The sequence below is a fragment of the Pleionea mediterranea genome (genome assembly GCF_003148745.1).
Lineage (GTDB): Bacteria > Pseudomonadota > Gammaproteobacteria > Enterobacterales > Kangiellaceae > Pleionea > Pleionea mediterranea.
The window spans coordinates 186867-211804 of record NZ_QGGU01000008.1; the positions used below are offsets into that span (position 1 = coordinate 186867).

Genomic DNA, 24938 nt, shown 5'->3' on the forward strand with positions numbered 1-24938 from the left:
AATCCGAAAGTGAAAAAGGTTACATGGTGTGCGTGGAACGCTCTGAATTTAATGCACCTGCCAGATAGGTTTCAATTTTATTGCGAGCCTGACCATTGTCCTGGTTGGAAAATTGAACGCCAATGCCTGCGGCTTTATTACCCTGGGCGCCTTTGGGTGTGATCCAGATGATTTTACCGGCAACGGGAATTTTTTCTTTCTCATCCATTAGCGATAACAGCATAAAGACTTCATCACCCAGATTGTATTGCTTGTGCGTAGGAATAAATAGCCCGCCATTTTTTACAAAGGGCATGTAAGCAGCGTATAGCACTGCTTTATCTTTTATCGTTAAAGATAAAATACCATGTCTGGGTGCCGCTTTTGGCTGTGATGACATTGCTTAATCCTACATTCGTTCTGTTTCAAGCTCGCTAAAGCCACATAATATTTTCGATTATGCTTGTCGGATTTTACTCCATTGAGTGGCTAAATCATCCAGCTGCATCGGCATATTCAATGCAATGCCTTCTCGCAACTCTTTGAGTTGAAACAGAATATTATCTCTTAACCTAAATAATAGCCGTTCATCGGCGTTTTCTGCAAGTTCAGCCGCTCGCTGTAACGATTTATTTTCTGACGTAAAGCGAATATGGCGACTTTTAATCATCATGGACACGGTAAACTCCCACCACTTCAGCAACTGATAGGGCTCTACCAACTTACAGTCTGACAGGGACAATAGCGTTTGACGACCATAATAAACATCACTGAGCAATTCCAGAAACTGGCTAAAGCTGTCTTGTTCATTGTTTTGCAACCACTGTAGTGCGTCTAACGGCGCGCCATGACTCACCTGAAGTGCAAAAGAGATCGACTCATCATTGTGATCGGTTGACTGCTGTTTCAGCCAGTTAAGGACTTGCTGGTTATCGGTGGCTTGCAAATTATACTGCTGACAGCGACTGATTATAGTCGCCGGTATGGCACTTCTTTGCTCTGCTAGCAATAATAACTGAGTATTACTGCCGGGCTCTTCCAGTGTTTTTAGTAACGCGTTATAACCATTGGCATTCAACTTTTCAGTTTGGTATATGACAGCAATTCGCCAGCCTGAAAGACTCGACGTTTCGTGCAATTGTGACGTTAATGCTCTGATTTGATCAATCGAGATTTGCTTTTTATCTTCATGTCGCTCAATCCAGTGAAAATCTGGGTGAGTTCCGGCTTCAAACAATAGACATGACTTACAACGGCCACAGTGCTCGCTTGATGTTTGATTTTGGCAGAGCAAAAACTGCCCCCAGTTGCGCGCAAATAATTCTACACCACTGCCTGATTGAGCCGTTAATAACACTCCATGAGGTAGGCGTTGTTGCTCATACGACTGTTGCAACTGTTTGTAAGCAAGGTTTTGCCATGGAAAAATACTAGCCATGTTTAACCTGCTTGATAAATCGTTCAAGAGATTGTTTGATTGATGATTGCACGGTGGCTAAATCCTTAGAAGCATCGATCATTAAAAAACGTTCAGGATCATCGTTTTTTCGTTTTAGATAAGCATCTCTTACGCGTTTAAAAAAAGCCATCTGTTCGCTTTCAAACCGATCAAAATCACTTCTAGCCGCGGCTCGTTTCATACCAATTTCGGGAGCTACGTCCAGCAATAAAGTTTTATCAGGCTTAAAGTTATTCAGAGCACTTTGTTCGAGCTGAGTAATAACTTGCCAGTCAAGTTGTCGACCACCACCCTGATAAGCAAAAGTTGCATCGGTGAAGCGATCACAGATCACCCATTTGCCCGATGCTAGTGCCGGTTTAATAACCTGACTGACATGCTGTGCACGTGCAGCAAACATTAAAAGCAGTTCAGCAACGGGATCAAAAGGTTCATCACGTTTTGCTAATAATAATTCACGCAATTCTTCAGCCAGCGGCGTACCACCCGGCTCACGAGTCTGAATAAAAGGAATGTTATGCTGTTCAAGTATCGACTGAACAAACTGAATATTGGTGGTTTTACCGACGCCTTCACCACCTTCAATGGTTAAAAATTGAGCTTGCATTACTGCCTTAACTGATATTTTCGTACGGCTTTATTATGTTGTTGCAGTGTATCACTAAAGTAATGACTGCCATCACCTTTTGCCACAAAATAGAGAGCATTACCCGGCTCAGGATTAAGCGCAGCAACAATAGCTTCACGCCCTACTAATGAAATAGGCGTTGGAGGTAAGCCATGTCTTGTATAAGTATTGTAAGGCGTGTCGGTTTTTAAATGAATGCGTTTTATATTACCTGTGTAGGCTTTGCCTATACCGTAAATAACGGTGGGATCAGTTTGCAATCGCATATTCTTATTTAACCGGCGAACAAACACACCGGCAATTTTTGCTCGCTCGGACTCCAGAGCGGTTTCCTTTTCAATGATGGATGCCATAATTAATGCATCATAAGGAGACTCGTAAGGCAAATCTTCAACACGTTCTTGCCATGCCTTGTTTAATACAGATTTAAGTCGACCGTAAGCTCGCTTATAAATCGCAAGTTCGCTGTACTGATAGGGAAAAGAATAGGTATCTGCAAATAATAATCCTTCAGGAAAAGTTTCATCGGCACCCATCGCCTTTAATAATTCGGCATCGGTCATCTGCTGGGTATCATGTTTTAAATAAGGATTAGCACTAATAATTTCTCTAGCCTGTTCAAAAGTATGACCTTCAATGAGTGCAATCGAATACTCTACCTGCTTGCCTTCAGTAAACAGCAAAAAAACATCTTTAATATTCATGCCCGGCAAAATTTTATAGCGTCCTGCTTTAATGACGTACTGATCCTGATTCAGCCATAAATGAAGCTTAATATAATAAGGCTGCTGTAAAATATTTTTATTTAATAATTGATTGGACAAAGCATAGGCACCCACGCCTTTGTCAGCATCCATAATAACGGGCTGTTCAATATTTATTGGTGCTTGAATAAATTGCTGGTAAGAAAAATAAAACCAGCTCATTACCATCAATGACAGTAATAATAATAAACCTATAAGCGATCGAAATTTTATCATTGTATTATCGACTGAAATTTAGAGTGTAAGTAATCCGTAACAATATGGTTAGTAAAATCAAATTGATTGACTCGATTCACACTAGAAACACCCATCACACAATTTGTGATAAACACTTCATCGTATTTGCCTAAACATTGTTCCGATATGTCAGTTTCATTGACTACTATTGCTTTTTCAGAAAGCCAATCAATGACTTGTTTTTTCATTACCCCTTCAACGCCTGCACTAGTGAGTCTTGGCGTTTCCACTTTACCGTCCGTTACAAAAAAAACATTCGCCTGAGTCGCAGAAATAACATTTCCATCACACATCATTAGCCCATCATCAAATCCCGCGTTTAACGCAGCAGTACGAGCCAATACATTATCCAGGCGATTAAGGTGCTTAATGCCAGCTAAAAGCTGATTTTTACTGGCGGGCACATTGCTGATGTTCAAGTTTAACGCGGTGGTTAAAATGTTTCTATTGTCAGGTAAGTCCGTTACCTGAATGATACATTTATACAGACTTGTGGCTGGTATGGCATATCCACGCTTCCCTTCTCCACGGGTCACAATAATTTTTAAGATACCTTGAACAGGAAGATCATCAAGCTTTGAATCCAATAGCGTTACATCAAAATCACTAAACCCCAGACGTTTGGCACTGTTCACCAATCGTTGCTGATGCAATGGCCAGAAAACGGGCTGATGGTTTGCAATTCGAACCGTTGTAAAAAATCCATCACCATAAAGAAGCCCACGATCCTGTGGGCTTAAACTGATATTGTTTTGCTCGGTAATAAATTCCACTAGGACTCATTAACTTGAAAGTAGTTGATTCAAGGGTAATGACTCAAAGTTAATCATTCAGAAAAAATCAGGATAATTTACTGAACAATAACGAGCCATTGGTACCACCAAAACCGAAGCTGTTGCATAACACATGATTCAGTGACGCCTGTTTTGCCTCATGAGGTACAAAGTCTAAGTCACAGCCTTCATCTGGCTGATCAAGATTAATTGTAGGCGGTGCAACCTGATCCCTCAGCGCCAAAATACTGAATATAGCCTCTACACTGCCTGCCGCTCCTAACAAATGACCGATGGCTGATTTGGTAGAACTGACCATTACCGAATCTGCATGCTGTTTCATCACAGATTTAATCGCCAGACACTCCGCCAGATCACCGACTTTGGTGGATGTACCGTGCGCATTAATATACCCCACCTGATCAGCGTTTAGTTTGGCATCATTTAATGCATTGGTCATTGCCGAGGCAGCGCCAGCACCATCTTCTGGTGGCGCCGTCATATGATGGGCATCACCGCTCATACCGAATCCGGTAAGTTCTGCGTAAATATTTGCATTACGAGCTTTTGCGCTATCGTAATCTTCTAGCACCACAACACCCGCACCATCACCTAGCACAAAACCGTCTCGGTCTTTATCCCAGGGACGACTGGCTTGTTGTGGCGCATCGTTATTGGTCGATAAGGCTTTAGCGGCAGAAAAGCCTGCTACTCCTATTGGACAGGTGGCCATTTCGGCACCGCCAGCGACCATTACATCCGCATCACCATAGGCAATCATGCGGGCAGCATGGCCAATGGAATGAACACCTGTGGTACAGGCGGTAACTATGGATATATTGGGCCCTTTTAAACCATACATAATGGAAAGTTGGCCAGAAATCATATTGATTATCGAGCCCGGCACATAAAATGGTGAGACTTTACGAGGGCCTGAGTTGTGCAGTTTTAAAATATTATTCTCTGTCGCAGACAATCCACCAATACCGGAGCCCACGCAAACACCAATACGGTCAGCGTTTGATTCATTTATTTCAACACCTGAGTCTTTCAGTGCCTGCACACTGGCAGCGATACCGTATTGTATAAAAGGATCGAATTTTCGTGCGTCTTTCGGCGACATATATTCTGTTGCATCAAAGCCTTTTACAGAAGCACTGAACCGGGTATTAAACTCACTGGCATCAAACGACTCAATAGGCCCAACGCCACTTTTACCGGCAACTAGATTACTCCAGGTATCTTCAACATTGAGACCCAACGGAGACAGCATTCCTAAACCTGTTACAACAACTCGCCGACCATTCACTTTTATCTCTCCTGTTCCACAAGGTGGATCACTCGTCTATTAACTATTATCTATCGTTATGCACTACCCAAATGCATGGACTAACCAAAGTACGATGTAAAATGACATTTGGATATCTGAAAAAAAACCGCAGTGAAAGATAACTTCCAGTGCGGTTTTTAGATAACCTGTGCGGATTAAACCGCCGGTTTGGCTTATGCGCCTTCTACATTCGCTTTGATGTAGTCAACAGCGGCCTTAACAGTACTAATTTTTTCAGCTTCTTCGTCAGGAATCTCTGTATCAAATTCTTCTTCTAAAGCCATTACAAGCTCTACAGTGTCAAGAGAGTCAGCTCCCAAGTCGTCAACGAACGATGATTCTGCAGTTACTTCTTCTTCTTTTACGCCCAATTGTTCAACAACAATTTTCTTAACGCGCTCTTCAATAGTACTCATGACTAAGTATTTCCTCCAAATTCACAGGCATTAATGCGCTGCTAGTTTATTGATTCGTAAGCAACTTGCAAGTCGCAATTGATAATTAGTTTTTGGTCAGACCACATAGTGGCATTATTATCATGGCTTTAGCCCTATAAAATCAAGCGGTTATTTAGTTTAGTAACCGCTGATTGGCTTAAGCCATATTCATCCCGCCGTTTACATGCAGTGTCTCACCTGTAATGTATGCGGCTGAATCTGACGCTAAAAAGGCCACTGCAGCAGCAATATCACCGGGTGAACCTAATCGGCCCAGCGCAATTTGCTGCTGTAATTCATTGCGCTGCTCATCCGAGAGCGCCTGAGTCATATCGGTGTCGATAAAGCCAGGGGCAACCACATTAACGGTGATCCCACGACTGCCAATTTCTTTTGCCAGAGACTTTGAAAAACCTATGACAGCGGCTTTTGCTGCCGAATAATTTGTCTGCCCGGGATTACCCGTTGTACCGACCACAGAGCCAACACTGACTATGCGTCCCCATCGTGCTTTCGACATACCGCGTAAGCAAGCCTTGGATAAACGATAAATAGAGGTTAAATTAGTTTGCAGAATGTCTTCCCACTCATCATCTTTCATGCGCATTAAAAGATTATCACGGGTAATGCCGGCATTATTAATCAATATCTCTGGTGTTTTGCCGAACTTTTCTTTTATTTGAGACAGTAAGGAATCAATAGACTCGGCGTCAGACACATTAACAACCATGCCCTGCCCGTTAATACCTTCTTCTTTAAAATAGCTCGATATTTTATCCGCACCGGCATCAGAAGTTGCTGTACCCACTACCGTGTGCCCTGCTGCTCCAAGCGCACACGCAATGGCTTTTCCTATTCCTCGACTGGCGCCTGTTACCAGAGCCAATTTTGAATCATTAGACATAATCTATATCCTGACAATTTGTGATTTTGTTTTTATAACTTTTCTATGGTTTCAGAAAGCTTATCAATATCATTAATCCCATGGCTAGTTAACTCACGAGAAATGCGTTTATTCAATCCTGACAGTACATTTCCTGAACCACATTCAACCAGATCAGTAACACCGGCCTGCTTTAACTTTTCAATGGTTTCAGTCCAACGAACAGGGTTATGCAATTGACGAATTAATGCCTGTTTAATGGCATCTGAATTAGTCTCAACGCTCACATCAACATTATTAATGACCGATACCTGAGGCTCATTTAACGATAAGCCATTTAATTTTGCCGCTAACTGCTCGGCTGCAGGCTCCATCAATGCGCAATGTGACGGGACACTTACTGGTAAAGGCAGTGCGCGTTTAGCACCTTTGTCCTTACAGGCAGACATAGCACGTTCAACGGCACTGGCAGAACCGGCTATCACCACCTGCCCGGGGGAATTATAGTTTACTGGAGATACAACCTCTCCTTCAGCCGATTCTTCACAGGCCTGCTGGATCAACTCATCATCCAGACCAATGATTGCAGCCATTTTTCCGGTCCCGGCAGGAACCGCCTGCTGCATAAATTGACCTCGTGCCTCGACCAGTCTTACAGCGTCAGTTAAAGAGAGCACATCGGAACACACCAGCGCAGAATACTCACCTAAACTGTGACCCGCAAAAAATTCAGGCTTATTGCCGTTTTTTTCGCACCACAATCGCCATAAAGCGACACTCGCCGTTAACAGCGCAGGCTGAGTCTTCTCGGTTTTATTCAGTTCTTCTGCAGGACCGTTTTGACAAAGATCCCATAAATCATAACCCAGAGCCGAAGAGGCTTCCTGAAAGGTACTTTGAACGGTCGGGTTATCAGCAAAGCTTGCTAACATGCCAACTGATTGAGAGCCCTGTCCGGGAAAGATAAACGCTAATGACATAAATTGAATAACCTCTAACTATTAATACTTAATCAATGCCGATGCCCAGGCAAAGCCGCCACCAAACGTTTCAAGCAACACAGTCTGTCCCTGTTTAATTCGTCCATCTCTTACCGCTTCATCAAGCGCTAAAGGAATCGATGCACTTGAAGTATTACCGTGCTTATCAACGGTCACTACCACTTGATCCATTGGCATTTGCAGTTTTTTCGCCGTGGCTTGAATAATTCGTATATTCGCCTGATGCGGCACTAACCAGTCAATATCAGTTTTTGCCAGTTGATTCGCCGCCAGAGTTTCGTCGACAATACTGCTTAATGTTTTTACTGCTACTTTGAATACTTCATTGCCACTCATAAAGACTTTCGGTTGAGTGCAACCTTCTTCCTGACCACGAATAGCGTTTGGAGAATACAATAAATCAACGTACTTACCGTCTGCATGGACGTGTGTTGACAGTAATCCGGGCTCTTCAGAAGCCGATAACACCACTGCACCGGCTCCGTCGCCAAATAACACACAAGTGGTTCGATCACTCCAGTCAACAATTCGTGACAAAACTTCTGTTCCAATCACCAAAATATTTTTCTTATGTCCGGTTTTAATGTATTGATCGGCAATACTCATACCGTAAACAAAACCAGCACAAGCGGCTGTAACATCAAACGCAGCAACACCTTCTAGCCCCAGATGTCGTGTTACAAAGCACGCGGTACTTGGAAATAATCGGTCTGGTGTTGCCGTTGCGCAAATCACCATATCAATATCAGACTTATCGAGTCCGGCGGCTTCTATCGCTTTAACGGCAGCTTTTGACGCAATGATTGAGGCCGTATCAGAGTCTGCAGCGATGTGCCGTTGTTTAATTCCCGTACGCTCGACAATCCATTGATCACTGGTTTCAACCATCTTTTCCAGATCTTTATTGGTACGAATGTTTTCAGGGAGGTAACTGCCGGTTCCAGAGATTCTGCTATACATGAGCTTATGTCCTGCTATTGACGAACTGTTCAACTTCTTTCGCGATACGTTGTGGTACGTTTTTTTCAACTTCTATAATGGCTTCTTCGATGGCGTGCACGGTGGCTTTAACAGAAGCGCCACCATGACTTTTAACCACGATACCCTTTAGACCAACCAATGTGGCACCATTGTACTGATCAGGGTCAATTTCTTGCTTAAATGATTTAAGAATAGGCTTTATTAATAAACCCACTAACTTGTTTAACCAGTTACGCTCAAACACCGACCGAAGCTTTTCAGCCAATAAGCGTACAATGCCTTCGCTGGCTTTCAAAACATTGTTACCAGTAAAACCATCGGTGACAACGACATCGCACTTACCCGAGAATATATCGTTGCCCTCTATAAACCCAATATAATTGATATGTTGGCATTCAGACAACCGCTGAGCGGCTTGTTTTACTGGCTCATTACCTTTTATTTCTTCTTCACCAATATTTAATAAGCCTACTTTAGGCTGTTTCAAGTTATCGGTGGCCGACGATAATACCGAGCCCATTATTCCAAATTGAAATAAGACATCCGCATCACAATCAACATTTGCGCCTAAATCAAGCATATAAGTATGACCGTTTGACGTAGGAATGGCTGTGATAATCGCTGGCCGATCGATCCCTGATATCATTTTTAGGGTAAATCGTGCCAAAGCCATTAAAGCACCGGTATTACCCGCACTGACACAGGCCTGAGTATCGCCATCTCGAACCGACAAGAGTGCACGCCTCATAGATGAGTCTTTTTTATTTCGAAGCGCAGTGGAAGGCTTATCGTCCATCAAGACAACTTCAGAGGTTGCTTTAATCTGAACGCGAGACTTTAAATCATCGGAAAAAGAATTGATCAGAGGATTAATTTGCTGTTCATCTCCAAACAACTGCAAATGCAGGTTCGGATGATTTTTGAGCACAATTTCAGAGGCCGCAACAGAAACGGGGGGACCAAAGTCCCCCCCCATACAATCTATTGCGAGTGTGATCGTTTTCAATGTTTTATAATTGACGCGGCCTCGTTAACACGAGGCAATCATAAGTTATAAAACTTTACGACCTTTGTAGTACCCGTCTTGCGTCATGTGATGACGATGGTGCATTTCGCCAGTAGTGCTATCTTCTGACAAAGTTGGACCACTTAACGCATCATGAGAACGACGCATATCACGCTTAGAGCGAGTCTTTCGATTCTTTTGTACAGCCATTATGGTATCTCCTAATTGTGCTACTATTCTTCAGAATTCTGTTTCAGTTGTGCCAATACAGCAAACGGATTGGGCTTTTTCTCTTCTTGCTCCACAATCTCAGGCCCAAACCTAAGTTGTTCAGGGCTATCTGGCGAATACACCGCCAATGGCAACGATAAAATTAACTCATCTTCAATCAAGTTGACCAAATCAAGCTCTTCAGTATCGTACAAGAATGCTTCATATTCATCAGGTACCGCAGCAATTGCTTCTTCTGACATCACAGGGCAGAAAGTTACTTCTCGCTCTATGGTAACAGGCAACACTTTAAAACTTGTCTGGCAGGTCATATTGACCTCACCCGTTAAGCGGCACTTTAAAAGCTTTCGTCGATCTTCATCAATTAAGCCTGTTACAACAGCCTGAATACTGCCATTATCATTTGCCAGTGATTTCACAAAACGCTCAAGCTGTGACACAGCAATGGTGCGTTCGGTGCTAGCGGCATTTTCAGCAAGCTTAAATGGATTAATTGACCAGAGAACATCGGCTTTTTTCATAGGCGCGCAATTTTATAGATAAACTCTTGAAAGGTCAAAGAAATCTTAGTATTTGTCAGGCTTTAACCGAACTGATTTTGTGTCGTCTATAAAGTTAAGTAGCAAACTATTTTTTAGCTATTAAATTCAATTAGATACGGGAATAAACTAAAGTAACTTATGAGTATAATTCTTGCCTCATCCAGCCCTTACCGAGCCGCTCAATTAAAACAGTTAGGGATAAACCCGGAGATTATTCCGGCAAATATAGACGAAACCATGCTATCTAACGAATCAGCAGAAGCGACCGCTGCTCGTCTGGCGAAACAAAAAGCAAAGGCTGTACTGTCGCTTCGAGCGGATGCCAGTCAACCGATATTAAACTCTGACGGCTCAACACCGGACATTATTATAGGATCAGATCAGGTGGCCTGCCTCAACGATGAGCAGCTCGGCAAGCCATTAACCCACGCTAATGCGGTAATCCAGCTGAGTAAAATGTCAGGTCAACAAGTCTGTTTTTACACCGCTTTATGTGTCTATTCTATGAAGCATCAAACGCCTTACCAGTACACCGATATTACCCGTGTGACATTTCGTAACTTGTCACGGCTCGAAATAGAGCAGTATCTTGATAAGGAGCAGCCTTACCATTGTGCAGGGAGTTTTAAATGCGAAGGATTAGGTATTAGCCTGTTTCAATCTATAGAGACTAAAGATCCTTCCGCGCTTATTGGTCTTCCGTTGATATCGGTTAACCTTGCCCTGCTAAATTTTGGAGTAAATGTTCTAGAATTATGAGTCCAATTAAGACTAAGTTCTCATGAAAACAGAAAACAACTAAAAACAAGAACAAATTAAAATCGAGAAATAGCCAATAGGTGGAAAAATTCGCTCTTAACGCAATTTGAGCTATCTTTAACTAGAGAGTGTAAGGTTTAACCCCTAATGCTAGACACAGTACTATAAAAGAATAAACGCACTCTAAATCAGTCAACATACGCATTCCTGTAAGAATAAGGAAGTTTGAATGCTCCCCAGACGCAGTACAAAAGAAAAAATATTCATTCTTATGGGTCTGACGGGATTTGCACTGATTACCCCATTTATATTCCTACGATTTTTCTCAGGAGACTACGCCGTAGCCTTATTGGATGCATTTATATCGGCTGGTATGCTGAGTCTCACCATTAGTGTCTATAAAACCGGTAACACAATTTTTGCCAGTGTTTTACTCTCCTGGATAGGCATACTGGGCATGCTGGTCACCGTTTATTTACAAGGTGCCGAGCAGGTTATCTGGTGCTATCCCGCCATGATTCTGGTGTATTACCTGCTTCAACCCAAACACGCTATTAGTATCAACGCTGTTGCTACCATTTTGTTGTTTCTCTTACTGCGAGATAAGCTCAGCGACACTATTATGATAGCTACGCTGGTGACCATCGTTTTAACCAACTTACTGGCCTATATATTTTCTTTTCAAACGCTTAAACAAAACCAGTTACTCACGGATCTATCTATTAAAGATCCCCTGACCAACACTCGAAACCGGCGCGCACTGGATGAAGCGCTGCAAAAAGTTATTTCTCAATATCAACGCAATCAGGAGGTAACGTCATTAATCCTGTTAGATATCGATCACTTTAAAGAGATCAATGATTCTCACGGCCATAAAATCGGCGATCAATTACTGGTCAAAGTGGCAGAGCTTATTTCTCAGCGCATCAGAACCACCGATGATTTGTATCGAATTGGTGGAGAAGAGTTTGTCATTATGCCGGTAGGTGCCAGTATCAATGAAGCCAGGGAGTTGAGTGAGCAATTAAGAACCATGATTGAATCGTCACCTCAACTGTCAAAATTCAAGTTAACCATCTCACTGGGTGTAGCAGAATATCAGTCAGGTGAGACTGGAGAGCACTGGCTGCACCGTGCCGATCAAGCTCTTTACCAAGCAAAACGGACCGGTCGAAACAAAACCTGCGTTGCTGAAAACGATTGACTAGCCCTATTAAACCGCAAGTTTATTGACGCCTTTTGAAGAAACAGCCTGACGGACCAACTGCCCCATCTCTGATGTGGAAACAAGCTTTTCATCACCGTTAATGGCGCCATTAGCCGCAATGTCCTTTGTTCTAAAACCCTGACTCAATACTGCTGCCACAGCCTGTTCAATTTGAGCAGCCAGATCCTCTCGATCAAACGAGTAACGCAACATCATTGCTACGGATAAAAACGTAGCCAATGGATTCGCCTTATTTTGTCCGGCAATATCGGGCGCAGAGCCGTGTACAGGTTCATACATGCCCTTACCATTGGCATCCAGACTTGCCGATGGCAACATGCCAATGGACCCGGTCAGCATTGCGGCAATATCCGATAAAATATCACCGAACATATTACCGGTGACCATAACGTCAAATTGTTTCGGATCACGCACCAACTGCATGGCGGCATTATCCACATACATGTGTGTTAAACGGACATCCGGGTAGTCACGCGCCACATCGGTGACTACCTCACGCCATAACTCGGTCACTTCCAGTACATTAGCCTTATCGACCGAGCACAGCATGTTATTGCGCTTTTGTGCAGCTTTAAACGCCACATGAGCTATTCGTCTAATTTCATCCTCATGGTAGATATAAGTATTGCGCCCGACCCGTTGCCCTGCTTCACCTTCCACCCCTCGTGGTTGGCCAAAGTATATGCCTCCGGTTAGCTCCCGGATAATGAGTAAATCCAGATCCGCAACACGCTCGTTCTTTAAGCTGGATGCTTCAGCCAGTTGAGGAAACAGTTGAGCCGGTCTTAAATTGGCAAACAGCTCGAGCTGTGAGCGTAAGCCTAGAAGTGCTTTTTCTGGACGTACCGATATATCCAGTGGCTCCCATTTTGGCCCACCAACTGCACCCAGTAATATTGCATCCGCCTGTTTGGCTTTTTCTAAAGTGTCATCAGGTAATGGCTGACCTACCTTGTCATAGGCAGCACCGCCAACATCAGCTGCGCTAAGCTGCATCGAAACATTTTCCTGATCGGATAACTGTATTAACAACAAGCGGGCCTGCTCTATGATTTCAGGACCTATGCCGTCACCGGGCAGCAGTAAAATGTTAAAGGGCTTATCCTGCGCGTTATTGTTACTCATGCTCCCGAAACTCCTGTTGGCTGACTGAATACCCAGGGATACTGTTGTTGATGCTGTTGTTCAAAACGCAAAATATCACTTTTTAATTTCAGCGTTTCACCAATATCATCCAATCCTTCGAGTAAATTTTGCTTGCGGCCGGCATCAAGGGAAAACGGGAACGATAACAAGTCAGTCGATTCATCTTTGGATTCACTGGAGGTATCAGACACCATTTGCAAAAGACACTGCCTCTGTAGATCCACTGTTAAATGGAGCGCACTCGCTTTTAAACGCTCAACTTCTGCGCGTTTGAATAATTCATCAACCTGTTCTGAAGAAAGTTGAATCGGCAATAACCCATTCTTAAAACAATTACTGTAAAAGATATCGGCAAAACTCGGTGCAATAATCACTTTGATACCAAAGTCTTTTAATGCCCAGGGCGCATGTTCCCTGCTCGAGCCACAGCCAAAGTTATCTCTGGTCAGTAATATTTGAGCCGAGTTAAAAGGTTTTTGATTTAAGATAAAGTCTGGGTTTACCGGACGATGACGACAATCCTGACCGGGCTCTCCTTTATCGAGATAACGCCACTCATCAAATAAATTAACGCCAAATCCGGTTTTTTTGATCGATTTCAAAAACTGTTTGGGAATAATGGCATCCGTATCAATGTTGGCTCGATCGAGCGGTGCCATGACCGACGAGAAGGTTTTAAACTTATCCATTACGCCACCCCGCTTAATGACTGCTTTGGTTGCTTTGATAGTTCTGTCCATTGACGAATATCCACAAATTGACCTTTAATAGCCGCCGCCGCAGCCATTTGCGGGCTGACCAGATGAGTACGTCCACCCTGTCCCTGACGACCTTCGAAATTACGGTTTGAGGTAGAGGCACATCGCTCTTGAGGATTAAGTCTGTCGGCATTCATTGCCAGACACATGGAACAGCCAGGCTCACGCCATTCAAAGCCAGCCTGCTTAAACACCTTGTCCAATCCTTCCTGTTCCGCTTGTTGCTTTACCAGACCCGAACCGGGAACCACCATCGCAAGCTTTATAGAGTCTGCAACCTGTCGGCCCACAACAACTCCGGCAGCGGCTCGCAAATCTTCTATTCGCGAGTTGGTACAGGAACCAATAAATACTTTGTCGATGGCAATATCGGACCAAGACTGATGAGCATGCAACCCCATATAATCCAGTGCTGACTGCATACCCTGCTGAGTTGTTGAATCATTAACATCGGCAGGATCGGGAACCAGCTGTTCAATGCCAACCACCATATCCGGCGATGTTCCCCAGGTAATCTGTGGCGATATTGAAGACGCATCCACCACAACTTCCTTATCGAATACCGCTTCGCTATCGCTTTTTAAACCTTGCCAATAATCCACCGCCTGTTGCCACTGCTCACCTTTTGGTGCAAATGCCCGTCCTTCGACGTAATTAATGGTCGTGCTATCCACTGCAATTAACCCGATACGGGCGCCAGCTTCTATCGCCATATTACAGACTGTCATACGCGCTTCCATTGATAACCGCTCAATCGCCGAACCGGCAAATTCGATGGCATAGCCAGCACCTCCGGAGGAACCAATAATACCAATGACCGCCAGAACCATATCTTTAGCAGTAACCCCAAAACCCAGTTCACCGTCAATCACCACCCGCATATTTTTTGCTTTATGCTGACGCAAACACTGTGTTGCCAGTACATGCTCAACTTCTGATGTTCCAATACCAAATGCCAGCGCGCCAAAGGCACCGTGTGTCGCAGTATGGGAATCACCGCATACAATGGTCATTCCGGGCAATGTTGCGCCCTGCTCAGGCCCCACAACATGCACTATGCCCTGGCGTATATCATCCATGGAAAACTGGGTGATGGAAAAGTCGTTGCAGTTGCTGTCGAGAGTTTCTACCTGAATGCGAGAAATAGGATCGGCTATGCCCTGCGCCCTGTTTACAGTGGGTACATTATGATCCGGTACCGCAAGATTTGCTGATTGACGGAACACCTGTCTATTCGCCAGCCGTAACCCCTCAAATGCCTGTGGCGACGTCACTTCATGCAGTAACTGACGATCAATGTACAACAGTGAACTGCCATCCTGTAGCTGACACACAAGATGTTGCTGCCAAAGCTTGTCGTAAAGAGTCATTGCCTGAGTCATGGATTGTTCCCCTGTCTATCAAATATGACTCTAGGCTAATGCAGCCCTAAAAATAACTCCAATTCATTATTTTCATATATTCCATTCCTTTTTGTTATCATTGTATTTATTCTAAATACACTCGTTCTATCTATTCGATATAAAAGATAATCCAAAGGGAGCGGATCCAATGGATCAACAGTCACTTAAAATATTTCTGGCAGTGGCCGATGCCGAGTCCTTTACACGGGCTGCTGAATCGCTTTACCTGACACAGCCCGCCGTCAGTAAACGCATAGCCGGGTTAGAAAGCCAACTGGATTGCCGTCTATTTGATCGAATTGGCCATAACATCCAGCTAACGGCAAGCGGAAAAGTGTTAAAGCAACATGCCCAAAACTTGCTGCAAAATATGGAATTTGCCCGTCAACAGCTGCGTAACCTCTCTGGTGAAGCAGTGGGTCCGCTGCAAATTGCCACCGGCCACCATATTGGATTGCATCGTCTACCGCCTGTTTGGAAAGCCATCAGTCAGCATCACCCAAAAATTGAACTGCAAATCCACTTTATGGATTCAGAACTGGCTTACGAACGCGTGATAGAAGGCAATATGGAGTGTGCTGTGGTTACCTTACCCGAACAATCAGCCCCTGAGTTACATCAATATCCCTTATGGCAGGACGATATGGCCATCTATTGCTCAAGCAATAGCCCACTGAGTAATGCAAACAACCTTAAACTGGAGGATTTAGCAGAACACACGGTTATTTTGCCAGAAAAACACACCTTTACCCGTCAGGCCATCGTCGAACACTTCAAACACCAGAATGTGCATTTTTCGAATATTAGAACAGGAGATTACCTGGAAACGATTAAGGTGTTGGTGGAATGTGGGCTGGGCTGGAGTGTTTTGCCCACCATACTGGAAAATAAGCAATTAATCCGACTGCTACCGGAGCAGTTTAGTTTGCCGCGTACATTAGGGCTGATCCATCATAAAAAACGCCCGCTATCAAACGCAGCAAAACTGTTTCTGGGATTAATGCAGGAAACATTAATCAAATAACAACAACCGCTTTAAACATCCATTGCTCTGCCAGTGATGGTCAGCCGAACAATTTTGCGTCGGTCGTCACTTTGTCGTCGATCAATACCTGAGCGCATATCGGGCACGGTTATGGAACGCCCCTTGAACTGACGCCGATCACCACCTGAGCGACGATCGTTACCGCGTCTTTCAACCGCAACACTGGTCCACTCAACTTCTTGATCTTTAACATCAGTCATAAATTGCTCACTTTGATTGATCGAGCTGAATCATACAACTCGCTAATGAAGTAATGTACAACGAGCATTTTTGATAAACGCACAATGTCTCAAACGTCATATACATTATAGTATGTTAGAGAAAAAAATATGAATAAGTTCTCACAGAATCAGCCATTAAATTGTAAATATTGCTGAATTAAGCCGTTCAGAATCAAGAAAGTTTGAAAGAATTCAATGCCTTAACCAGTGGTATCAAAATCACCCACTTAATTACAGTGATTAAAGATTATCCAAAAAAGATTTTAATTCAGTAAATGCGCTTTTACCACTCCATTGTTGACCTTTGAATTCCCGCCCAAAGTTATAAAACTCCCTGGCAAACTTAAAGCCCGATGCTCCCTTCTGCTGATAAACTTCTTTTAATATTTGGTAATCGCTAATAATGTCGTAGCTGGACAAAAAAAGTGATGTTAATGATGTTCCAGAACCCAATGTTACTAATGAAGGTTCAGGTAACAATTCCCTCTCCAGCTTTTCTAGACTAACAATATTTGTCTTACCAAGAACTTGTGCCAGTTGTCGATAAATTTGATAACTGGCATTAAACTTTCCTTCTAGACTGTAACCAGCAATGTGTGAAGTACCTAACATCACCTTTGATAGCAAAGAGTCATCGATCGCCGGTTCATTAGGCCATACATCCAACATTAAATCCCCTCCCTTATCACACCATTTTATGGCTGCTTCATTATCAAGAATGTTGCCTCTGGCAGCATTGATAATCAGTTTAGGGATTTGGCAATCAACCCGGTTGAAAAATTCATGATTAATAAACTGATAAGTTGCATGGGGTCCGGATTTGGTTAAAGGCGTATGGAAACTGATAACGTTACACTGCTCGGTTAACTGTTCTAACGAATGACTATTCACCAACTCGCCAGTTGCTTGTTTGGGTGGATCACAGAGTAAACTTTCTATCCCTAAATATGACAAGAGTTTCGCCAATCGAGAGCCAATTGCCCCATAGCCAACAATACCGACACAAATATCATCCAATGTAAGCTGACGAGCGTTTAGCCAATAACTGATAGCACTCATTACATACTGTACAACAGCGACAGCATTGCAGCCCGGTGATGCACACCAATGGATGGACTGCGACTCAAGCCAGTCTTTGTCCAAGTGCTCGGTACCTATGGTGGCCGACCCAACAAATGACACGGGCGTGTTTTTCAATAAACTTTCATCAACCTGTGTGACCGATCGGATAATCAGTGCATCGGTCTGTTTAAGGCCTGCATTGCAGATGGAGTCAGCCGGGACTAATGTCACCTCACCCAGCTCTCCAAACAACTGTTCAGCAAATGGAATGGCTTTATCCACGGTAATTTTATAGCAAGAACTCATTAACTCTCTTTGTATTCTGGTTAAAAAAGAACAATTTACCTGTTCAAGCAGGCTCTATATTCGATAAAATAGCGCAAAATTTGAAATTAACCGCTTAAAACTGACGAAAAACTTAATTATGACCGAGCAATTAGCAGAACATTATAAAGAAATATTAACCGGACTGGGTGAAGATCTTACTCGCGATGGGCTGAAAGACACCCCCATGCGCGCAGCCAAGGCCATGAAGTTTTTAACACGCGGTTACACACAAAGTCTTGATGAAGTGGTCAACAATGCCATCTTCGAAAGTGACAATGATGAAATGGTCATTGTTAAGGACATTGAGCTTTATTCATTATGCGAGCATCACCTGCTGCCCTTTATTGGTAAATGTCAGGTGGCCTACATTCCTACCGGTAAAGTCATTGGTTTATCCAAAATTGCTCGAATTGTTGATATGTTTGCCCGGCGCTTACAAATTCAGGAAAACTTGACCAAACAAATTGCCGATGCCGTAATGGAAGTTACTCAGGCTGCTGGCGTGGCGGTTATTATTGATGCCAAACACATGTGTATGATGATGCGCGGCGTTGAAAAACAAAACTCGGTAATGACCACCTCTGTTATGCTGGGTCAGTTTAGAAAATCTCAAGCAACACGCACCGAGTTTTTAAACCTGGTAAGAAGTTAACGCTGACGTGTGCTCATGATCATTATTAAAAGTATCATGACTCAGGCTTGTATGATTCAAGCTTGCATCACTCAAAAATGATGCAAGCTCGCCTAACACCTGCAAATATTGAATGGCGCAACGACGTTCCCTATTCAGTTGATTTTGACGATATTTACTTTTCTCGCCAGGACGGCTTCGAAGAAACACGCTATACCTTCATTGATGGTAATCAATGTATAGAACGATGGAAAAACTACAATAAATCCTGTTTCTCGGTCATAGAGCTTGGTTTTGGTACGGGCCTTAATTTTTTATCAACCTTATGGCATTGGCAACAATTTCGGCCAGACAATACAAAACTGATATATCGAAGTATTGAAAAGTTTCCTTTAACTCATCAGGATTTAACAAAAGCCATACAATTATGGCCCATGTTTAATACTTTAGCCCCGCCGTTAATTGAACATTATCCACTACCGCTACAAGGGATCTGGAAGATAGCTTTTCCGGAACTCGGTGCTGAACTGCATTTAATGTGGATGGATGTTCAAGACGCCCTCCATCATATTCACTCCAACAACATCAAAGCTGATGCCTGGTATCTAGATGGTTTTGCACCAGCAAAAAATAAAGATATATGGCAACAAGCGGCTTTTAATACCTTGTCAATGAGCTCATACCCAGAAGCAACTTTGGCAACATTTACCGCAGCCGGATTCGTTCGTCGAGGTTTAATGGAAGCTGGGTTTAATATTGAAAAACGAAAAGGTTTTGGTCAGAAACGAGAAATGCTGATTGGAAAAATAGCTACTCCCGATAACGCCAGTGAAGATCGGCGAAACACATCACAACAAAAGCCAACACTTAATAAAAAAATTCCCGCCTGGTATCAACCGCCAACACTAAAAAAAACCATTAACAGTATCGCCGTGATTGGTTCAGGCATCGCAGGAGCAACCACTGCACAAAAATTGGCTGAAGCGGGGTTTACTGTTACTGTTTTTGATCAAGCCAGTACCATTGCAAATGGCGCTTCAGGCAATAGCTCGGGTATTTATTACCCCTTTTTATCGAAAGACATTAACTTAACCACACAATTTTTCTTAAACGCCTATCATCGTCTGCTTCATGATCTTGGCTACTATGATTTAAATCAATATAGCCATTCAGTGGGTGTGTTAAAGCTGTGTGAAAGTAAACATCAGGCGGAAGACTTGATAAATGCTTATTCGGAAAAACCACCATTAACGGATGTTGCATCATCTAACGATATGCCAACGTCGACTACTCAAGATGCAAACCGTTGGTTTACTATCGAAAAAGCAACGTTTAAAAGTAGCGAAAAAAATACTGAGCGTTGGGGCGTATTATTTCCTAAGTCGGGCTATTTATCGCCACAATCCATTTGCACACAACTGCTGAACCATAAAAATATCACTTTAAAATTAAACCATAAAGTTATTCAATTAAAGCGGTTAAGAGAGCAATGGCAATGTGCTGTCAACGACTATTCTTCTGAAGTCACAACAGAAAAGCAATTATCATTCGATGCTATTATTCTTTGTAATAGTTTCGATGCAGACGCACTGTTACCGGATAGTTTTTTACCCGCAATTAAGGTCCGTGGGCAAACAAGCTACTTAAGTGAAAGTGATATTGAAAACGAGGATAAAACTAGTTTTCGAGAATTAGTCGAATTAAATGACTCTGTCATCTGCGATCATATTTATATGTTTTTAGAAAACGAATATTTTCATAATAAAAACACGCAAAAAAAACACTCGAAAAATAAAAAACGTTTATATTTAGGCGCAACTTTTGAACAGGACAGCGCAGAGGAAAAGTTATTACAGAAGAGCCAACAAAATTTATTAAGCCAGTTTGAAGCGCTAAGTGGCATCAAAACCAAATCGGATAAAGCATTAAATGGTCGAGTGGGTTTTCGTTATTGCTCAGTAGACAGACTTCCTATGGTTGGGCCGGTACCCAATGCCTTTGAATATCTAAACAATTATCGGCAATTATGGAAAGGTGCGCCTGAGCACAGGTTTTCGACTTCTGAATATTGGCCTGGCTTGTACATCAATATTGCTCATGGTGCACGGGGCATTACCAGTAGCTTTCTTTCTGCTTCGCTAATCACGGAGTATTTAAGTGGTGCCGAGTTTTCACTAACCAATCGGCTGGTACAAGCGGTTCATCCGGCTCGTTTTCTGATAAAGGAACTCAAAAAGCATCCATCCGCACGATTAGCAAAAGTTAAACAGTTATCTACAGCACTCACTCATTCCGATTGAGACTTAATTGTAACCTCAAAGCTATTCATTAATTGACCCGATGTACCAGCCACGTCAATTTCAGCAGCAACCTGACCTTTCTCAATATCTGCCAACGTATTCTTCATGGTTAAAATTGCTTCAGCATTCCAGTCTCTACCTTCAAATAAATCGTATTTAATTTGTTGAAGGGCCAGAGCAGTTTGCACTGGTATTTGATAAAGTCCGTTAATTACGTAGCGATTTTCGGCATAAACAGCTGACGTGGCAAAAAGACCAACCAATAAAAGTTTTTTTAAATTACTCATACTGCACCTCTTTATCTTAAGAATGTTTCACCTTAATCTTTCCACAAATAAATGTGTCAGTGTGAGCCGAACTGTGTTAATTCATGTCATGGAAGCTGTTTATTAATGCTTTGCAATAGGTATTGAAATTAAATCGATCGAAACAGAATGGATATTTAAACAGAGAAAGATTTGAAATAGAAAAGCAAAACCCTACAGATATTGGCAATCTTAATTGAACGATAAATTTCGGGCATTAAAAAAGGCAGCCGAAGCTGCCTTTTATGAGACGTTAATCTCGTCCATTTTTAATCCATTACTCAAATCCGTCGAGTTCCTATGGCTATCCCTAACATTTCCTGATCATCAAGCGCTGAATCGTCCATGCCCTGATTCCCTAAAACTGTCTCCTGACAGTATCCTTGTGAACTTGTCATTCCGCATAAACGGAACTGCCTCATGGCTTAATCCATTCCCTGTCCACACCCGAAATGTTACTGGAACCAGAATTATAAACAACGCCTGTAACGTGTAATTATTACCGAATAAAACTTGAACCACTTCACACGAGGATTATTTTACTATAAATATCATGAAGTTACAGCATTACAAATTAACCAGCATCCGCATTGCTGATAGCGATTAGTTAGAATATCGCACGACAGTGTAAGAGATCTCTTACACGCTAATAAGACATATACTTACGTTCCATAGGTTTGATGATAAATAGCACCTTTGTTTTATCCTGAGCAACGAGTACCATCAGCTGGTTTGCCACTATTTTGCATGAGAAACTTTTGAAAAAAATATTACTTTTATCCGCCTACAATACACCCAGTCATGACTATTGGGCCAATGGCCTGATACAACAATTGCCCGACTATAACTGGACACTGTGCAGCTTACCGCCCAGATATTTCGCCTGGCGGATCAGAGGTAATAGTTTAACCTGGGGCAAAGGAGATTATCCGGAGCTGAATGATCACTATGATCTGATAATAGCAACCTCTATGGTGGACATTACCGCTCTTAGAGGATTTAGGGCCAACCTCGCAACTACCCCTTTGATTGTTTATTTCCATGAAAACCAGTTCGACTATCCAATCTCGGAACATCAATCAGAAGATGTTCACATCAAATTATTATCCCTGTACAACGCAGCCTGTGCCGACAAAATACTGTTTAACTCGCAATATAATTTAACCACCTTTATAAAAGGCGCCAGGCAGCTGCTAAAAAAACTGCCGGATCACAAACCCGATAAACTTATCGAGCAGATAGAGCAAAACTCTGCTGTTGTACCGGTACCTTTAACAGGCAAAGCCAATCCCAGTAAAACCATCATCGCTCATTCACCTTTAACGATTCTATGGAATCACCGCTGGGAATACGATAAAAACCCGGATGTATTCTTTTTGGCGCTGCGTTTATTAAAACAACAGGCCGTGCCTTTTCATTTAAACATCATTGGCCAATCGTTCCGGCAGTCGCCAGGAATTTTTGCATCGGCTCAACAGGAGTTTAAACGGGAAATTAACCGTTGGGGCTTTCAGCCACCAGAGCAGTACAGGGCGTCTCTTCGTGAATGCGATCTTGTGATTTCAACTTCACTGCACGACTTTCAAGGCCTTGCTGTTCAAGAAGCCATTCGAGAAGGCTGTATTCCAATTTGCCCTGACAGAGTGGCCTACCCAGAATATATACCAATGTCTTTGCAATACACTGGCGTTGCCGATAATCAACAACTCGAAGCCGAGAACCTGACCAATTTTATTAAAAACATCTATCTGAATGGCTATAAGCAAAATAATTTATTATTAAAAAACTATTACTGGTCCGATTTACGAGCTGTGTATCGTCAGCAAATCGAACAAATAATAAACACAGAGTAGACATTTTATCCGTCTACTTAATAAAACACGGCGTGAGTTGTTGCGATTGTTGGCGTGAAAGGCTAGATTGCACCATCGCTAATTTATATAAAAATACTATGTATCGACTGCACATTCTTTTTCTCGCGTTTTGCTCCGGCTTTTCAATTATGACCGTTGAACTATTGGGCGGACGCATCATGGCGCCCTACTTTGGCGGTAGTATCTATGTCTGGGGAAGCATCATTACTATCTTTATGCTGGCGTTATCATTTGGTTATCTAATGGGCGGGCGCTGGTCAATTAAGTCACCAAACAACCTTAAATACGGCAGCCTGTTTATTATTTCCGGCCTGTTACTTCTACCGATGATCCTGTTTGGTGAAAACATCATGCAATGGATTTTTGAGCGATTCGAGGATCCAAGATACGGCTCATTACTCGGTGCCAGTGGGTTATTTTTATTACCCACATTGGTCATGGGGATGATTGCTCCATACTCTGTCAGACTGCTGGTCATTTCAGCAGAGCACAGCGGCCAAACTGCGGGGTTCCTGTATTTTGTATCAACCATAGGTAGCGCATTGGGAACCATTTTAACGTCCTTCTATCTGGTACTCTGGTTTGAAATCAATGTTATTTTATGGGTAATCTTTGCAACCTTTATCGCTTGTGGTTCATCTGCCATATTGAGACATCTTTATCTGGATCCGAAACATGTTTAATTTAATGATTCGAATTTGTTTGCTGCTCGGTGTTTGCTCTACCTTACAAGCTAAAGACATTATTCACACCGAAAAATCTTTGTATCGAAACATCAGTGTGGTTAAAGAAGATTCTCTGCTTTGCCTGGTGTTTGAAACACGAAAAGATAATCCTCCCTATCAAACCTGCGTTGATGAAACTGACAAAAAACGCCTGGTGTTTTCCTACACCAAACTGGTGTTATCAGGATTGCTGTATAAGCCCGAAGCGGATCATATACTGGTGATTGGACTGGGCGGCGGCACTTTGCCCATGACCTTAAAAGAGTTATTGCCCGAGGCAAAAATCACTTCCGTTGAAATTGATCCTTCAGTGACTAAAATTGCCCGGCAGTACTTTGACTATCAGGAAGATGATCGAATTGACACGGTTACTCAGGATGGCCGATTGTTTATAAAGCGCGCCGCGTTAAACAATAAACAGTATGACTGGATTATATTGGATGCCTTTAATGGCGACTATATTCCTGAACATTTAATGACACAGGAGTTTCTGCAGGAAGTAAAACAGGTGTTAACCGATGATGGTATTGTTACCGCCAATACCTTCAGCGAAAGTAAGCTTTACGCCTATGAGTCAGCTACCTATCAATCGGTGTTTGGTGACTTTTATAATGTAAAACGTCGAAATACCGGCAATCGTATTGTTTTGGCTACCAATAATAAAAGCCTTAAACCGTTACCGGTTATCAAACAAAATGCCGAAAAATGGCAAACAGCGTTTGACGTATTTGGTGTCGACAGTGACTGGATCTATCATCGTTTTACACCGGAAAAAGACTGGGACGAAAACAGTGAGATTCTTACTGATCAGTACGCACCGGTGAATCTACTTAAAAATGACTGAACAAAGCGATATAAAAAAAGCCGGATAACCGGCTTTTTTTCTGATATTAACCAATCAAA

Annotated in this window: 28 protein-coding genes; 8 read left to right on the forward strand and 20 right to left on the reverse strand. The window is 42.7% G+C overall.

The annotated features are described in order from the left end of the window. Positions 1-19: 19 nt before the first annotated feature. From C8D97_RS12215 to C8D97_RS12275, 13 genes are all read right to left on the reverse strand, one after another. The gene (locus C8D97_RS12215) at positions 20-379 is read right to left on the reverse strand and encodes a PilZ domain-containing protein (RefSeq protein WP_109764062.1); all 360 of its coding nucleotides are present in this window, start codon (positions 377-379) and stop codon (positions 20-22) included. A 57-nt stretch (positions 380-436) separates the two neighbouring features. Next, the gene (gene holB / locus C8D97_RS12220) at positions 437-1417 is read right to left on the reverse strand and encodes a DNA polymerase III subunit delta' (RefSeq protein WP_109764063.1); all 981 of its coding nucleotides are present in this window, start codon (positions 1415-1417) and stop codon (positions 437-439) included. After that, a complete protein-coding gene (gene tmk, locus C8D97_RS12225) occupies positions 1410-2045 on the reverse strand; it encodes a dTMP kinase (protein ID WP_109764064.1) in 636 nt (211 codons plus the stop codon). The genes holB and tmk overlap by 8 nt, the downstream gene beginning before the upstream one ends. Beyond that, on the reverse strand, positions 2045-3046 hold the full coding sequence (mltG, locus tag C8D97_RS12230; protein WP_109764065.1) for an endolytic transglycosylase MltG: 1002 nt from the start codon (positions 3044-3046) through the stop codon (positions 2045-2047). Before mltG ends, tmk begins: the two co-directional genes overlap by 1 nt. Beyond that, entirely contained in the window at positions 3043-3840 is a 798-nt protein-coding gene (gene pabC / locus C8D97_RS12235) for an aminodeoxychorismate lyase (RefSeq protein WP_109764066.1), read from the reverse strand. The genes mltG and pabC overlap by 4 nt, the downstream gene beginning before the upstream one ends. 67 nt (positions 3841-3907) lie before the next feature. Then, positions 3908-5149, reverse strand: a complete 1242-nt coding sequence (gene fabF / locus C8D97_RS12240) for a beta-ketoacyl-ACP synthase II (protein WP_109764067.1) — start codon at positions 5147-5149, stop codon at positions 3908-3910. A gap of 194 nt (positions 5150-5343) precedes the next feature. Next, on the reverse strand, positions 5344-5586 hold the full coding sequence (gene acpP / locus C8D97_RS12245) for an acyl carrier protein (protein ID WP_109764068.1): 243 nt from the start codon (positions 5584-5586) through the stop codon (positions 5344-5346). A gap of 178 nt (positions 5587-5764) precedes the next feature. Then, positions 5765-6511 (reverse strand): 3-oxoacyl-ACP reductase FabG, encoded by a 747-nt coding sequence (fabG, locus tag C8D97_RS12250; protein ID WP_109764069.1) that lies wholly within the window; start codon positions 6509-6511, stop codon positions 5765-5767. A 32-nt stretch (positions 6512-6543) separates the two neighbouring features. Further along, positions 6544-7470 (reverse strand): ACP S-malonyltransferase, encoded by a 927-nt coding sequence (gene fabD, locus C8D97_RS12255; protein ID WP_109764070.1) that lies wholly within the window; start codon positions 7468-7470, stop codon positions 6544-6546. 21 nt (positions 7471-7491) lie between these two features. Further along, a complete protein-coding gene (locus tag C8D97_RS12260; protein WP_109764071.1) occupies positions 7492-8451 on the reverse strand; it encodes a beta-ketoacyl-ACP synthase III in 960 nt (319 codons plus the stop codon). 4 nt (positions 8452-8455) lie between these two features. Beyond that, positions 8456-9478, reverse strand: coding sequence for a phosphate acyltransferase PlsX (gene plsX, locus C8D97_RS12265; protein WP_210204933.1), 1023 nt, complete (start codon positions 9476-9478; stop codon positions 8456-8458). Positions 9479-9523: 45 nt separating this feature from the next. Then, positions 9524-9688 carry a 50S ribosomal protein L32 gene (gene rpmF / locus C8D97_RS12270; RefSeq protein ID WP_109764073.1) on the reverse strand — a complete coding sequence of 55 codons (165 nt, stop codon included), beginning with the start codon at positions 9686-9688 and terminating at the stop codon, positions 9524-9526. A gap of 23 nt (positions 9689-9711) precedes the next feature. Continuing rightward, positions 9712-10230 carry a YceD family protein gene (locus tag C8D97_RS12275; protein WP_109764074.1) on the reverse strand — a complete coding sequence of 173 codons (519 nt, stop codon included), beginning with the start codon at positions 10228-10230 and terminating at the stop codon, positions 9712-9714. Between the two features lie 159 nt (positions 10231-10389). On the opposite strand from C8D97_RS12275, the gene C8D97_RS12280 reads away from it, so the two are divergent. Together C8D97_RS12280 and C8D97_RS12285 are read left to right on the forward strand one after the other, a co-directional pair. Further along, on the forward strand, positions 10390-11010 hold the full coding sequence (locus C8D97_RS12280) for a Maf family protein (RefSeq protein WP_109764075.1): 621 nt from the start codon (positions 10390-10392) through the stop codon (positions 11008-11010). Between the two features lie 229 nt (positions 11011-11239). Continuing rightward, entirely contained in the window at positions 11240-12214 is a 975-nt protein-coding gene (locus C8D97_RS12285; protein WP_109764076.1) for a GGDEF domain-containing protein, read from the forward strand. A 9-nt stretch (positions 12215-12223) separates the two neighbouring features. Here C8D97_RS12285 and leuB read toward each other — a convergent pair whose 3' ends face one another. Genes leuB through leuC form a run of 3 tightly spaced genes read right to left on the reverse strand, consistent with a single transcriptional unit; the run spans position 12224 to position 15524 of the window. Then, positions 12224-13363: a 3-isopropylmalate dehydrogenase gene (leuB, locus tag C8D97_RS12290; RefSeq protein ID WP_109764077.1), complete on the reverse strand. Its 1140-nt coding sequence runs from the start codon at positions 13361-13363 to the stop codon at positions 12224-12226. Continuing rightward, complete coding sequence (leuD, locus tag C8D97_RS12295) at positions 13360-14073, reverse strand: 3-isopropylmalate dehydratase small subunit (RefSeq protein ID WP_109764078.1); 714 nt, start codon at positions 14071-14073, stop codon at positions 13360-13362. Before leuD ends, leuB begins: the two co-directional genes overlap by 4 nt. After that, the gene (gene leuC / locus C8D97_RS12300) at positions 14073-15524 is read right to left on the reverse strand and encodes a 3-isopropylmalate dehydratase large subunit (RefSeq protein WP_245411443.1); all 1452 of its coding nucleotides are present in this window, start codon (positions 15522-15524) and stop codon (positions 14073-14075) included. Before leuC ends, leuD begins: the two co-directional genes overlap by 1 nt. A gap of 169 nt (positions 15525-15693) precedes the next feature. On the opposite strand from leuC, the gene C8D97_RS12305 reads away from it, so the two are divergent. After that, on the forward strand, positions 15694-16569 hold the full coding sequence (locus tag C8D97_RS12305; RefSeq protein ID WP_109764079.1) for a LysR family transcriptional regulator: 876 nt from the start codon (positions 15694-15696) through the stop codon (positions 16567-16569). 11 nt (positions 16570-16580) lie between these two features. On the opposite strand, the gene C8D97_RS12310 is transcribed toward C8D97_RS12305, so the two are convergent. Then, on the reverse strand, positions 16581-16790 hold the full coding sequence (locus tag C8D97_RS12310; RefSeq protein ID WP_109764080.1) for a hypothetical protein: 210 nt from the start codon (positions 16788-16790) through the stop codon (positions 16581-16583). A gap of 261 nt (positions 16791-17051) precedes the next feature. Continuing rightward, complete coding sequence (locus tag C8D97_RS12315; protein ID WP_109764081.1) at positions 17052-18179, reverse strand: 4-phosphoerythronate dehydrogenase; 1128 nt, start codon at positions 18177-18179, stop codon at positions 17052-17054. Between the two features lie 118 nt (positions 18180-18297). Between C8D97_RS12315 and folE the strand changes: the two genes are divergently transcribed. Together folE and mnmC1 are read left to right on the forward strand one after the other, a co-directional pair. Then, complete coding sequence (gene folE, locus C8D97_RS12320; protein ID WP_109764082.1) at positions 18298-18852, forward strand: GTP cyclohydrolase I FolE; 555 nt, start codon at positions 18298-18300, stop codon at positions 18850-18852. Between the two features lie 47 nt (positions 18853-18899). Further along, entirely contained in the window at positions 18900-21131 is a 2232-nt protein-coding gene (mnmC1, locus tag C8D97_RS12325) for an FAD-dependent 5-carboxymethylaminomethyl-2-thiouridine(34) oxidoreductase MnmC1 (RefSeq protein WP_146196141.1), read from the forward strand. Here the strand turns inward: mnmC1 and C8D97_RS12330 are convergent. Further along, positions 21119-21418 (reverse strand): hypothetical protein, encoded by a 300-nt coding sequence (locus C8D97_RS12330; protein ID WP_109764084.1) that lies wholly within the window; start codon positions 21416-21418, stop codon positions 21119-21121. The genes mnmC1 and C8D97_RS12330 overlap by 13 nt on opposite strands. Positions 21419-21717: 299 nt before the next feature. Beyond that, the gene (locus C8D97_RS18185; protein WP_170115240.1) at positions 21718-21858 is read right to left on the reverse strand and encodes a hypothetical protein; all 141 of its coding nucleotides are present in this window, start codon (positions 21856-21858) and stop codon (positions 21718-21720) included. 336 nt (positions 21859-22194) lie between these two features. Between C8D97_RS18185 and C8D97_RS12335 the strand changes: the two genes are divergently transcribed. From C8D97_RS12335 to C8D97_RS12345, 3 genes are all read left to right on the forward strand, one after another. Further along, positions 22195-23289 (forward strand): tRNA-queuosine alpha-mannosyltransferase domain-containing protein, encoded by a 1095-nt coding sequence (locus C8D97_RS12335; protein WP_146196142.1) that lies wholly within the window; start codon positions 22195-22197, stop codon positions 23287-23289. Between the two features lie 149 nt (positions 23290-23438). Beyond that, positions 23439-23993 carry a fused MFS/spermidine synthase gene (locus C8D97_RS12340; protein ID WP_210204934.1) on the forward strand — a complete coding sequence of 185 codons (555 nt, stop codon included), beginning with the start codon at positions 23439-23441 and terminating at the stop codon, positions 23991-23993. Beyond that, the gene (locus C8D97_RS12345; protein WP_109764087.1) at positions 23986-24879 is read left to right on the forward strand and encodes a spermidine synthase; all 894 of its coding nucleotides are present in this window, start codon (positions 23986-23988) and stop codon (positions 24877-24879) included. Before C8D97_RS12340 ends, C8D97_RS12345 begins: the two co-directional genes overlap by 8 nt. Positions 24880-24938 lie beyond the last annotated feature (59 nt).